This is a genomic window from Pseudomonas sp. NPDC085632 (genome assembly GCF_044541255.1).
Lineage (GTDB): Bacteria > Pseudomonadota > Gammaproteobacteria > Pseudomonadales > Pseudomonadaceae > Aquipseudomonas.
This window is the reverse complement of the sequence record NZ_JBITSX010000014.1, coordinates 94722-107036: the sequence shown is the minus strand read 5'-3', so window position 1 is coordinate 107036 and position 12315 is coordinate 94722. Positions and strand designations below refer to the sequence as shown.

The window sequence follows — 12315 nt, the reverse complement described above, 5'->3', positions numbered from 1 at the left end:
CCGCGCTCGGCGAGTTTGTTCAGCACCGGATGCTCGACCCGGCCAGAAATGCACCGGCGAGTTTTTACTCTTTGCGGCGCAGGGTTTCGATCATAGCACCGGGGGTGCGCCATAACCACGCAACAACTGTGTGGGATAGAGGTTCCAGAGCTGTTTGGAATAAATCAGGATGCCAATATCAGTTGTCCGGCGACCGTGAACATCATCAACGCCACCACCAGATCAAGGATCCGCCAGGTACTTGGCCGCGCCAGCCACGGTGCCAACCACGCTGCACCCAATGCCAAGGTGAAAAACCACAGCAGCGAAGCACTCGCCGCACCGACCACATAAGCACCCGGCACCGATTGCTGTGCGCCGAGCGAGCCGATCAGCAACACCGTATCCAGATAAACGTGCGGGTTGAGCAGTGTCACTGCCAGAGCACTGAGCATCACCGCGCGCAGCGAGCGCACGGTCTGGTTTTCACCTTGACCCATGCTTTGTTTCGAACAGGCCCGGCGCAACGCCTGGCTGCCGTACCAGATCAAAAATGTCGCGCCGCCCCAACGGGCTATCGCCAGCAGTGTCGGGTTCTGCGCCAGAACCGTCGCCAGCCCGAACACTCCGGCCGCAACCAGCAGCGCATCGCAGACCACGCACAGTGCCGCCACTGGCAAATGGTGCTCACGGCGCAGGCTTTGCGCCAAGACAAAAGCATTCTGCGTGCCGATCGCCATGATCAGCCCGAACGCCACCAACAGGCCGTTCACATAGCTTTGCCACATAAGAATTACTCCGCGTTGGCTGCGAGATCACGCAGCACTTGCATGGCGCGCTCGGCATCGGCCTGGCCGACGAACAAATGGTCGTGGTAGTAACCGGCGATCACGTTGCAACTGATCCCGGCCTTGCCCAACGCTGTGGCAAACGCGGCGGTGAGGCCCACCGCTTCCAGCGCCGAATGCACATTCAAGGTGATCCACGCCGCGACGTAGTCGAAGCTGAAGCCGGCCTGTTCGGCATGGGCGCGTTGCAGAATCACTGTCAGGCCTTCCTGTTCACGGAAGCTGCCGACAACCTCCAGACCGCTCGGCAATACATCGTCGCGCAGGGTGCAGAACACGTATTCGCCGGTGTTGAGTTGCGGGCTCATGCTGCGCAACAACGTCGAGAGTGAAGTTTCGCCAGCCATCAGTGTGGTCCTTGAGAAAGAGTGCTTGCTGGCTATTCTCCGGTCGAAACCTGTATAAGAAAAACCAATAGTGCTGATCGCTCATTAGGAAAACTGATGTTCGACTATAAATTGCTGTCCGCTCTGGCCGCCGTGGTCGAGCAGGCCGGTTTCGAACGGGCCGCGCAAGTGCTCGGCTTGTCGCAATCGGCGATTTCGCAGCGGATCAAACTGCTCGAAGCGCGGGTCGGCCAACCGGTACTGATTCGCGGCACGCCGCCGTCGCCGACCGAAATAGGCCGGCGTCTGCTCAACCATGTGCAGCAAGTGCGTTTGCTTGAGCGTGACTTGCAAACCCTGGTGCCCGCGCTGGACGAAGAGGGGCTGCCAGAGCGTCTGCGCATCGCATTGAATGCCGACAGCCTCGCCACCTGGTGGGCCGAAGCGGTGGGTAATTTTTGCGCCGAACAACATTTGCTGCTCGATCTGATCGTCGAAGACCAGACCGTCGGCCTCAAACGCATGCGCGCCGGTGAAGTCGCCGCGTGCCTCTGCGCCAGTGAACGGCCGGTGGCCGGTGCACGCAGTGTGTTGCTCGGCGCGATGCGTTATCGCGCGCTGGCCAGCCCGGCGTTCATCGAGCGGCATTTCCCCGATGGCGTTCGCGCCGAACAATTGCCGCGCACACCTGCGCTGGTGTTCGGCCCGGACGACTTTCTCCAGCACCGCTATCTCGCCTCGTTGGGCGTCGATGGCGGATTCGAACACCATTTGTGCCCGTCTTCGGAGGGCTTTATCCGCCTGACCGAAGCCGGACTGGGCTGGGGGCTGGTGCCGGAACTGCAAGTGCGCGATCAGTTGCAGCGTGGGTTGTTGCGCGAACTGCTGCCAGATAAACCGATCGACGTGCCGTTGTACTGGCATCATTGGCGCAATGGCGGTCAGCTTCTAGGCTTGCTGACCGAGCAATTGGTGCGTTCATCGGCGCAATGGCTGGTGCCCTGGAAGCAGCCATGAGCGTCAAGCTGCAAGCGGCAAGTTAAAGCGCTTGCACACTGTTTTAATCTTGCAGCTCGAAGCTTGAAGCTCGCAGCTGGTTTCATTGGAGCTTTGCATGAAAATTCTGGTCACCGGCGCAAGCGGCTTCATTGGCGGACGCTTTGCGCGTTTCGCTCTGGAGCAGGGCCTGGACGTGCGGGTCAACGGTCGCCGGGCCGAGAGCGTCGAACATCTGGTGCGCCGTGGCGCCGAGTTTGTCCCCGGCGATCTGACCGATCCCGATCTGGTCCGTGAGCTGTGCTGCGATGTTGAAGCCGTGGTGCATTGCGCGGGCGCCGTCGGACTGTGGGGCCGCTATCAAGACTTTCATCAAGGTAACGTGCAGGTCACCGAAAACGTTGTCGAAGCCTGCCTGAAGCAGCGCGTCCGGCGCCTGGTGCATCTGTCGTCGCCATCGATCTATTTCGACGGCCGCGATCACTTCAACCTGACCGAAGAGCAAGTGCCCAAGCGCTTCAAACATCACTACGCCGCGACCAAGTACCTGGCCGAGCAAAAGGTCTTCGGTGCGCAGGAGTTCGGCCTCGAAACCATCGCCCTGCGCCCGCGTTTCGTCACCGGCGCCGGCGACATGAGCATCTTCCCGCGCCTGCTCAACATGCAACGCAAGGGCCGTCTTGCGATCATCGGCAATGGCCTGAACAAGGTCGATTTCACCAGTGTGCACAACCTCAACGAAGCGATGCTCAGCAGTTTGCTCGCCGCCGGCTCCGCGCTGGGCAAGGCCTACAACATCAGCAATGGCGCGCCGGTGCCACTGTGGGATGTGGTCAATTACGTGATGCGCAAAATGGAAGTGCCGCAAGTCACCAAGTACCGTTCGTATGGTCTGGCCTACAGCGTCGCGGCGCTCAACGAAGGTGCGTGCAAGCTCTGGCCCGGACGTCCGGAGCCAACCCTGTCGCGCCTGGGCATGCAGGTAATGAAAAAAAATTTCACCCTCGACATCAGCCGCGCCCGGCATTATCTCGACTACGATCCGAAAGTCAGCCTGTGGTCGGCGCTGGATGAGTTCTGTGCGTGGTGGAAAGCTCAGGACATCCGTTGAAACGATTCGGCCGGGCGGCAATGAACCGTGTAGCCGCTTGGGGGTCAATCCCTGCGGCTGCGGCGGTTATACTTCGCAGCATTTAGCCATCACCGCGTTTCACAAAGGTTGCCTCAATGTCCATGCGTAATGATGCCCACGACGATTTCGATGATGTCCCGAGCCTGCGTGCCGACACCTTCGACGACGATGACATTCCGACCACCGCCCGCACCTCCGTGCACTCGCGCACGCCACCGGTGGTCAAGGTCAAAGCCGCGAGCACCGGGCCGCTGTGGGCATTGGTCGGCGCGTTGTTCTTCGCCTTCATCGGCTTGGCCTGGTGGAGTTTTCAGCAGATTTCCCTGATGGAGCAGCAACTGGTCGCGACCCAGGAAAGCTTTGCACGCATCAGTGAAGAAGCGGCGGGGCGCCTGCAGGATATTTCCGGCAAGGTCGTCGCCAGTCAGTCCAACGTCACCAGTGACAGCGAAGCCTTGAAGCTGCAAATCAAACAGCTGGAAGGCAAGCTGCTCGATCAGAGCAAACAGCAGCAAGGCGTAGCAGGGCAGGCCAGCGATCTCGATAAGCGCCTGGCGCAGATGACCGCGCAGACCACCGAACAACAGAACGCCAATACCCAGTTGCAGGCGCAGGTCAAAGCCTTGACTGCGGAACTGGCGACGGTGAAAAGCACGCCGGCCGACACCAGTAAGGTCGATGCCCAGTTGAAGGCTTTTGACGCTCAGTTCAAAAGCCTCGGCGCCGATATTGCCGCGTTGAAGAAACAGGGCAATCCGAGCGCGGCGATCGATCGCCTCGAGCAGGAAATCGTCGTACTTAAAAGCGAGCAGGACAACCGTCCGGCAGCGCCGCAGGGCGGCGGCAATACCGCAGAGTTCGACGCCTTCCGTGGGCAGATGACCCGCAACATCAATACGTTGCAGGCGCAGATCCAGAATCTGCAGCAGCAGATCAACGCCCGCCCGTAAGACTTGATCAACGGTGGTGAGGTTTTCCTCACCACCGGATTCGCGACACGTTCAGAAACTTCCTGAATATCCATACATGACTCCAAGCCGTCTACGCTCTTGAAACACCAACAAGAACGAGGGATGCGCTATGGGGTTTTTGCATAAAGTGGCCTGGTTGGGCGTGATGTTACTGGCCGGTTTCGGCCAGGCCAGCGCCGCCACTGCCGCCAAGGATGACAGTCAGGCCGCCATCGCTTTGCTGGAAAAAGCCCTGGCCTATTACCACGACAATGGCGACAAGGCGTTCGCCGCGTTCAGCCGTCAGGGCGAGTTCGTCGACAAGGATCGCTATGTATTCGTGGTCGATACCAAGGGCGTGATGCTTGCCAGTGGCGGGCCTTCATCGGCGTTGATCGGTCGTGACGTCAGTGAAGTACTCGGCCCGGATTTGCAGAAGGCGTTCAAGGAAGCGTTGCTGGTCCCCGAGGGCAATGGCATTCAGCAAGCCGAGTACCGTTGGCAGAACCAGACTGACGGCAAGGTCGAGCGCAAGCATGTGTATTACCAGCGCATCGGCCAGCGGATTCTGGCGGTGGGTTACTACTTGCCGCGAGCGTCGGCCGAGCAGGCCAAAGCCCTGCTCGATAAAGCCGCTGCCGATTTAGGCAAGGACGAGAAGGGCACGCTGAGCGCGATCAACTCGCTCAAGGGCGGCTACCTGCAGGATGACTTGTACGTGTTCGTCGTCGATCTGAACACCCAGCGCTATGTCGCTCACGGCACCAATCTGCGCTTGATCAATACCGACTTCGGCAAGGTCAAGGACCCGGAAGGCAAACCAGTGGGCGAGCCGATTCTGGCGCTGATCGGCAAGCAGGATGAGGGTGAATATGAATACCGCTGGAAAAACCCGGTGACCGGCAAGGTCGAGGACAAGCATGCCTATCTGAAGAAGGCCGGGCATTTCCTCGTTGCAGTCGGTTACTACAGCCCTTGAAGATCAAAAGATCGCAGTCTCCGGCAGCTCCTACAGGGTTATGCATTCCCATGTAGGAGCTGCCGAAGGCTGCGATCTTTTTGCGGTTATTTGGCGCCGTGCTCACGGCCGCGCAGCAGGTTGTTCGGCATCGCAATCGCTGCCGCCAATCCCAGCAACGACACCGCCGCACTCACCCACAACAAATGCCGGAACGTGACCAACAATTCCGCACGCAAGGCGTTCTGCGCATCCCCCGGCGCGGCGTTCAAACCGTCGAGCAAAACGTTGCCGGAATGCCCTTCGCTCATCAGTGAGCTGCTCGCCAGGTGGGCAAAACTGGAATTCTGCAGCAACGCCAGTAGCAACGCCGACATCAACGCCACGCCCACTGCGCCGCCGAGGGAGCGGAACAGGTTGGTGGTGCTGGTGGCCACGCCGATATCGCGTTGCTCCACAGAGTTCTGTGTACCCACCAGCGATGTCGGGAATTGCATGCCACCGGCAATCCCGCTGAGCAGCATGAACAAGCCGCTGAGCAGCGTCGCCTCTGGTGGACTGAACGCCATGCCGAGGATCGAAATCGGCATCAGGATCGCGCCGGTCAGGATCTGCGGCTTGTAACGCCCGGTAATCGACGTGCGACGACCAGCGAAATACGCACCAATCGGCAAGCCCATCGCCAACGGCAGCAAGTGCAGGGCGGCGCTGTCGGCGCCAGCACCGGTGACGCTCTGGAAACGCAACGGCATCAGCACAATCAGCGAAATCGCCTGGAAACTGGTGAAGAAAATCGTGCACCAGCACAGCAGCGCATTGCGGTTGGCGAACAGGTGCATCGGCAGCAATGGCTCACGGGCACGCCGCTCATGCCAGACAAACACCGCCAGCGCCACCACCGCACAAGCGAACAAACCGAGTACTTCAGCGCTGCGCCACGAATGACCCTGGCCGACCTGAGTAATGCCCAATAGCAGGGCGGTCAGGCCGATGATCATCAACAGTGTGCCGAGGTAGTCGATGACCGGTTTGCGTTGCGGAATCGGCAAGCCGCGCAGATTGCGTCGCGCCACCCAATACGCGCCAAGTCCCAGCGGCAGGTTGATCAGAAATACCCAACGCCAAGACAGATATTCGGTCATGTAACCGCCGAGCACCGGACCGGCGACACTGGCCACCGCATACATGCTGCTGAAGTAACCCTGATAACGCCCGCGTTCACGCGGCGGCACGATGTCGCCGATGATCGCCTGACTCACCGAGATCATTCCGCCAGCGCCGATACCCTGAAGGATCCGCGCCAGCACCAGTTGCTCCATGCTCTGCGCCATGCCGCAAAACAACGAGGCAAGGGTGAACAGGCCCATGCCGAACAGCATCAGTTTGCGCCGCCCGTACAAGTCACCGAGCTTGCCGTAGATCGGCACCGCCACGGTCATCGCCACCATGTACCCGGAAATCACCCAGGCCAGCAGGCTGACGTCCTTGAACTGAGCAGAAATGGCCGGCATCGATACGGCAACGATGGTCTGGTCGAGCGCGCCGAGAAAGATCGCCATCATCAGCGCGACCAGCACGCTGCGAATGGCCGGTTTGGGCGTTTCAGGTTGATTGAGATTGGTCACGGGCAAAACCTGCGGGCAGTGAGAGTCCCGCAGATCGTCAGGCGAGCGGGGATGCTCGCCAGTGTAAGTCGGTAGCAGGCTATTCGATAGCCTCATAAGGAAGTCCGACGTAATTTTCTGCAATGGTTTTTCGCCCTGCTTCTGAACTGACAAAGTAGTCGAGTTCCGAGGCACTGATACGTTGGCTGAAAGCGTCGTGATCATCGAAGCGGTGCAGCATCGAGGTCATCCACCAGGAAAAACGTTCGGCTTTCCAGACGCGGCGCAGGCAGATTTCCGAATACTTTTCGAGCAGATCGGTACGCCCGTCGCGGTACACCTTCAGCAGAATATTGAACAGCGTGCTGACGTCACTCGCCGCCAGATTCAAACCCTTGGCGCCGGTCGGCGGGACGATATGCGCAGCGTCGCCGACCAGAAACATCCGCCCATACTGCATCGGTTCAACCACGAAGCTGCGCAGCGGCGCGATGCTTTTTTCAATCGACGGGCCAGTGACCAGTTTTTCGGCAAGCTCTATCGGCAGGCGATTTTTCAACTCATTCCAAAAGCGCTGATCGCTCCAGTCATCGACGTTTTCATCCGCCGGCACTTGCAGGTAATAGCGGGTGCGGGTGGCCGAACGCATGCTACACAAGGCAAAGCCGCGTTCATGGCGGGCGTAGACCAATTCGTCATGCACCGGCGGCGTGTCGGCCAGAATACCCAGCCAGCCAAACGGATAAACCCGCTCGAACACTTTCAGGCTATCGGCCGGAATCGACTGGCGAGCAACGCCGTGGAAACCATCGCAACCGGCGATGTAGTCGCAATCGACGCGAAAGGTTTCGCCGTCCTTTTCGAAGGTGACAAAAGCTTCGTCGCTTTTCATGCCATGAGGAACGACATCGCGTGCTTGGTAAATGGTCGGCGCGCCAGCGTCCCGACGAGCGGCCATCAGGTCGCGGGTGACTTCGGTCTGGCCGTAGATCATCACGGTCTTGCCGCCGGTCAATGCGTGCAGATCAATGTGCACCTGACGCCCGTCGAGAGCCAGATCGAAACCGCCGTGAACCAGACCTTCTGCGTCCATACGCTGACTCACGCCAGCCTGACGCAACAGCTCTACCATGCCCTGTTCAAGCACACCGGCGCGGATGCGGCCGAGGACATAATCGGGTGTCTGACGTTCGATGATGAGGGTGTCGATGCCGGCGTTGTGCAACAACTGGCCGAGAAGCAATCCGGACGGACCGGCGCCAATAATGGCGACTTGGGTTTTCAGCGTTTTCATTGTTTTTATGACTCGCAAGCTTCACGCGGCCAGGACCGGTGAATGATTTTTATGGATCGAGTGCTTGCATTTTTCCCTTGCGGGTCTGTCAATTGAAGGTGAAAACTGAGCCGATACCTGTACATTCTGCCAATCGGTGCGATTATCGCCCACAACCCCGAGGCCTGGATTGAAGTGATGAACAAGCCTGAGCTGCCTTCGATTCCAGTGTTCAAGCTCTACGGTGAAAGCCTGGACTGGCCGACCCCCGACTTGCTGCACTGTGAAACCATTTCCTCCCGCAGTCGCGAACATGAATGGGAAATCAAACCCCATCGCCATGCTGATTTGTGCCAATTACTCTTCGTCTTCAAAGGTCAGGCAGAGCTTGAGATCGAAGGGCAACGCACGCAACTCCAGACCCCGGCCATTCAAGTGCTGCCACCGTTATCGGTGCACGGCTTTCGTTTTTCCGAAGACGTCGAGGGGTTCATCGTTACCCTCGCTACACCGCTGATCAATCACTTGCAGGCGCAACTGGGTGAGGCGGTGCATGCCTTGGCCCTGGCGGAAAACTACCCTGCCGGCCACGACGGTGAATATCTCAACAGCCTGTTTTCGGCGTTGCAGGCCGAGTACAACGGCCATCAACCGGCGCGGGAAATGCTCATGCATTCGCTGGTCAGCGTGATCATGGTCTGGGTCAGCCGCCAGGCCATCGTGCGCCACAAAGCCAGTCAGCGCCCGCAACGTCAGCGGGAATACCTCAATGGCTTTATTCAGTTGGTGGAGGAGACTTATCGCCAGCACGTGAAAGTCGAAGACCTGGCCCATCGACTGGGCATTTCGGTATCGCACCTCAACGGCACCTGCCGTGAGCTGGCGGGACAGCCGGCGTTGCAGATCATGCATGAACGGCAGTTGCTGGAGGCCAAGCGCTTGCTGACCTACACCAGCATGACGATTTACGAGATGTCGGAATTGTTGGGGTTTTCCGATCCGACCAACTTCACGCGGCTGTTTCGGCGCCGGGTGGGGATATCACCCAAGGCTTTCCGCGACAGCCTGAAGGCCGAGCATTAATCTCATAACCACAGCAAAAACCTGTGGGAGCTGGCTTGCCAGCGATAGCGATGGCCCAGTCACCTTCAATGCTGAATGTCAGACCGCAATCGCTGGCAAGCCAGCTCCCACAGGTAATGAGTCAACCTAAGCCTCAGCGCAGCGCGTTCAATGTGGCATTGTGCGGAATGCACCGCTCGAAGTTGCAGCTCGCATACTCGCGCGGCAGCTGTCGCAGCTGTTCGACCCGCCAGGCAGCGGTGCCGTACAGCGCCAGGGTGGCGGCGCAGGTAATGAAAATCGCGAAGTACCTTCTTGTTTTGATGTTCATGGCATAGACCTCTGAACGACATACCCTGCGGTATTACTTTCAGCATAGAACAAGATCAAAAGATCGCAGCCTTCGGCAGCTCCTACACCGATCCATGTAGGAGCTGCCGAAGGCTGCGATCTTTTGATTTTTAGAATCCAGTATCCCATTCGGGGTTTTCGGGGAATCTGAGCACCAGAAAATCCAGCATGCTGCGCAACGCTGCCGGCATGTGTTTGCGCGAGGCGTACACCGCGTAGATGTTCATCTGCCGCGGCTCGGCATTCGGTAGCAGTCGCACCAGTTCACCGCTATGAATATGCACGCCGGCCTGATAGGTCGGCAGCATCGCCACCCCCGCGCCCGCCAGCGTCGCACGCAACAATGTGCTGGCCTCGTTGGCGCTGATATTGCCTTGCACCGGCACCGAAACTGGTTCGCCATCCTCCTCGAAATGCCACAGGCTCTTGCCGAAATACGAGTGCGTCAGGCAGTTGTGTCGACTCAACTCCTCGACCTGTAACGGCGCCGGGTGTTCTTGCAGATACGCTGGCGCGGCACACACCACCGAGCGACAAACGGTCAGGCGTCGGGCGATCAGGTTGGGGTCGAGATCGTTGCTGGTGCGAATCGCCAGATCGATGCGCTCATCCACCAGATTCACCGTGCGATCGAGCATTTGCATGTCGATGCTGACACCGGGATAACGTTTGACGTAAGCGGCCATCGCATCGGCCAGTTGCGCCTGGCCGAACGAGGTGCTGACGCTGATCCGCAGCAACCCGCGCGGGGCATCATGGGGTTCGCTGACGGCGGCTTGCATGTCTGTCGACAGTTCGATCATTTGCCGACAGCGCGGCAGAATTTCACTGCCGGCGGCGGTCAGGCTCAATTTGCGCGTGGTGCGGTGCATCAGGCGTGCGCCAACCCAATCTTCCAGCTCTGCCAGATAACGTGAAACCACCGGTCGCGAAAGGTCCAGATGATCGGCTGCGGCCGACTGGCTGCCCAGATCCACCACGGTGACAAATACCCGCATTGCTTGGAGACGATCCATGATTTGCCCGCTTTCAGAAACAAACTATGTTCAAGCATCGCATTTTTTGTACTGAGTCAGGCAACTAAGCTCTGTCCCATCGCCAAGAAGGCATTCGGACACCGGAGCAACTCATGATCGGCTTCACCACACTCAAACGCGTTCTGCTCGCCAGCGCTTCCCTGGGTTTCGCCGCGCATGCAGCGGCAGCCAACCTGACCCTCGACGTCTACAACCCCGGAACCAACGCGATTTTCCCGGTGACCTCGGTGCTGGTCAGCGGCGAGAAAGACGCGATCCTGGTCGATGCGCAATTCGGCAAATCCCAGGCTGAACAAGTCGTGGAAAAAATCCGCGCCAGCGGCAAGCACCTGACCACCATTTACATCAGTCACGGTGACCCTGATTACTACTTCGGTCTCGACACGCTGACCCAGGCGTTCCCTGACGCCAAGGTGCTGGCTTCGCAGCCGACCGTCGACCACATCAACAAAACCGTCGCCGGCAAACTGGCATTCTGGGGCCCGAAAATGGGCGCCGACGTTCCGGCGAAGACCATCGTGCCGGGCGTGCTCAAGGGCGACAGCCTGGTGCTCGAAGGGCAGAAGTTGCAGGTGGTCGGCCTTGAGGGCAAGCAGCCGGATCGCAGCTTTGTGTGGATTCCGTCGCTCAAAGCCGTGGTCGGTGGCGTGGTTGTCGCCGAGAAGATCCACGTGTGGATGGCCGACACCCAGACCGCGCAATCCCACGCCGACTGGCTGGAAACGTTGCGCTCGATTGAAACCCTCAAGCCAAACACCGTGGTGCCGGGTCATTACCTTGGCAACAGCAGCCGTTCGCTGGCCAGCGTGAAATTCACCGCCGACTACATTAAAGCTTTCGACGTGGAAACCGCCAAGGCCAAAGATTCCGTCGCACTGATCAAGGCGATGAAAAAACGCTACCCGACACTCGGCGAGGAAAGCTCGCTGGAGCTGAGCGCGAAAGTCGCCAAGGGTGAAATGCAGTGGTAAGCCGATTCTGAAAACGCAGCACTCTCAAGCCAACTGGAGAATGTCATGAGCAAGATCGCAATCATTGGTGCCACCGGCCGCGCCGGTAGCCAACTGCTGGAAGAAGCCCTGCGTCGTGGCCATAGTGTTACCGCTATCGCACGCGACACCTCGAAGATCGGCGCGCGTGCCGGTGTGGTCAGCAAAAATGTCGATGTGCTGGATTCAGCAGCGTTGCAAGACGCGGTGGCTGGTCACGATGTGGTGATCACCGCCGCACATTTCGCCACCGTCCCTGCGGCGGCGATTGTCGGGCCGGTGAAGCAGGCGGGAGCGAAGCGTTTGCTGGTGGTCGGCGGTGCCGGTTCGTTGTTGCTGCCGGACGACACGCGAGTGATCGACAGTGCGGGTTTCCCGGCGGAGTACAAAGTTGAGGCCAGTGCGGGTGCGGCGTTTCTTGAGGCGTTGGGTCAGGAGCAGGCGCTGGACTGGACGTTCCTTTCGCCGTCGGCGGAGTTTGTCGAAGGTGAGCGCAGCGGCAAGTTTCGTGTCGGCAAGGATCATTTGCTGGTGAGCGCTGAAGGACGTAGCTGGATCACCTTTGCCGATTACGCGATTGCGCTGATCGACGAAGTGGAAACGCCGAAGCATTCGCGTCAGCGGTTTACTGTCGGGTATTGAATTAAAGCTTTCCCCTCACCCCAGCCCTCTCCCGGAGGGAGAGGGAGCCGACCGAGGTGTCTGGCGTTGTACATCGACCTGAGCGATCAAGTCGATTATGGATTCAACACAGTAATTTCACGTCGGCGCATTTCTAGAGCATCCCCCAATCAGTCCCCTCTCCCTCTG

13 protein-coding genes are annotated in these 12315 nt (G+C 59.1%); 7 read left to right on the top strand and 6 right to left on the bottom strand.

Features of this window, described 5'->3' with window-relative positions; translation table 11 throughout:
* Window positions 1–164 precede the first annotated feature (164 nt).
* Together ACIF4X_RS12695 and ACIF4X_RS12690 are read right to left on the bottom strand one after the other, a co-directional pair.
* Entirely contained in the window at window positions 165–767 is a 603-nt protein-coding gene (locus ACIF4X_RS12695) for a LysE/ArgO family amino acid transporter (protein ID WP_397482375.1), read from the bottom strand.
* Between the two features lie 5 nt (window positions 768–772).
* A complete protein-coding gene (locus ACIF4X_RS12690) occupies window positions 773–1174 on the bottom strand; it encodes an ACT domain-containing protein (protein ID WP_397482374.1) in 402 nt (133 codons plus the stop codon).
* A 96-nt stretch (window positions 1175–1270) separates the two neighbouring features.
* On the opposite strand from ACIF4X_RS12690, the gene ACIF4X_RS12685 reads away from it, so the two are divergent.
* The 4 genes from ACIF4X_RS12685 to ACIF4X_RS12670 all read left to right on the top strand — a co-directional run bounded on the left by ACIF4X_RS12685 (window position 1271) and on the right by ACIF4X_RS12670 (window position 5210).
* A complete protein-coding gene (locus ACIF4X_RS12685; protein WP_397482373.1) occupies window positions 1271–2170 on the top strand; it encodes a LysR family transcriptional regulator ArgP in 900 nt (299 codons plus the stop codon).
* A 97-nt stretch (window positions 2171–2267) separates the two neighbouring features.
* Window positions 2268–3260 carry an NAD-dependent epimerase/dehydratase family protein gene (locus ACIF4X_RS12680; protein WP_397482372.1) on the top strand — a complete coding sequence of 331 codons (993 nt, stop codon included), beginning with the start codon at window positions 2268–2270 and terminating at the stop codon, window positions 3258–3260.
* Between the two features lie 116 nt (window positions 3261–3376).
* A complete protein-coding gene (locus ACIF4X_RS12675) occupies window positions 3377–4231 on the top strand; it encodes an ATPase (protein WP_397482371.1) in 855 nt (284 codons plus the stop codon).
* A 130-nt stretch (window positions 4232–4361) separates the two neighbouring features.
* Entirely contained in the window at window positions 4362–5210 is an 849-nt protein-coding gene (locus tag ACIF4X_RS12670) for a cache domain-containing protein (RefSeq protein ID WP_397482370.1), read from the top strand.
* A gap of 86 nt (window positions 5211–5296) precedes the next feature.
* Here the strand turns inward: ACIF4X_RS12670 and ACIF4X_RS12665 are convergent, their stop codons facing one another.
* Both ACIF4X_RS12665 and pobA read right to left on the bottom strand, forming a co-directional pair.
* The gene (locus ACIF4X_RS12665) at window positions 5297–6814 is read right to left on the bottom strand and encodes an MDR family MFS transporter (protein WP_397482369.1); all 1518 of its coding nucleotides are present in this window, start codon (window positions 6812–6814) and stop codon (window positions 5297–5299) included.
* A gap of 79 nt (window positions 6815–6893) precedes the next feature.
* Window positions 6894–8078 carry a 4-hydroxybenzoate 3-monooxygenase gene (gene pobA / locus ACIF4X_RS12660; protein ID WP_397482380.1) on the bottom strand — a complete coding sequence of 395 codons (1185 nt, stop codon included), beginning with the start codon at window positions 8076–8078 and terminating at the stop codon, window positions 6894–6896.
* 186 nt (window positions 8079–8264) lie between these two features.
* On the opposite strand from pobA, the gene ACIF4X_RS12655 reads away from it, so the two are divergent.
* Window positions 8265–9149 carry a helix-turn-helix domain-containing protein gene (locus ACIF4X_RS12655; RefSeq protein WP_397482368.1) on the top strand — a complete coding sequence of 295 codons (885 nt, stop codon included), beginning with the start codon at window positions 8265–8267 and terminating at the stop codon, window positions 9147–9149.
* A 133-nt stretch (window positions 9150–9282) separates the two neighbouring features.
* Here ACIF4X_RS12655 and ACIF4X_RS12650 read toward each other — a convergent pair whose 3' ends face one another.
* Window positions 9283–9459 (bottom strand): hypothetical protein, encoded by a 177-nt coding sequence (locus tag ACIF4X_RS12650; RefSeq protein ID WP_008085463.1) that lies wholly within the window; start codon window positions 9457–9459, stop codon window positions 9283–9285.
* A 130-nt stretch (window positions 9460–9589) separates the two neighbouring features.
* Window positions 9590–10495, bottom strand: coding sequence for a LysR family transcriptional regulator (locus ACIF4X_RS12645; RefSeq protein ID WP_397482367.1), 906 nt, complete (start codon window positions 10493–10495; stop codon window positions 9590–9592).
* A 113-nt stretch (window positions 10496–10608) separates the two neighbouring features.
* On the opposite strand from ACIF4X_RS12645, the gene ACIF4X_RS12640 reads away from it, so the two are divergent.
* Together ACIF4X_RS12640 and ACIF4X_RS12635 are read left to right on the top strand one after the other, a co-directional pair.
* Entirely contained in the window at window positions 10609–11487 is an 879-nt protein-coding gene (locus ACIF4X_RS12640; RefSeq protein ID WP_397482366.1) for an MBL fold metallo-hydrolase, read from the top strand.
* A gap of 45 nt (window positions 11488–11532) precedes the next feature.
* On the top strand, window positions 11533–12147 hold the full coding sequence (locus tag ACIF4X_RS12635) for an NAD(P)-dependent oxidoreductase (protein WP_397482365.1): 615 nt from the start codon (window positions 11533–11535) through the stop codon (window positions 12145–12147).
* The last annotated feature ends 168 nt before the right edge of the window (window positions 12148–12315 follow it).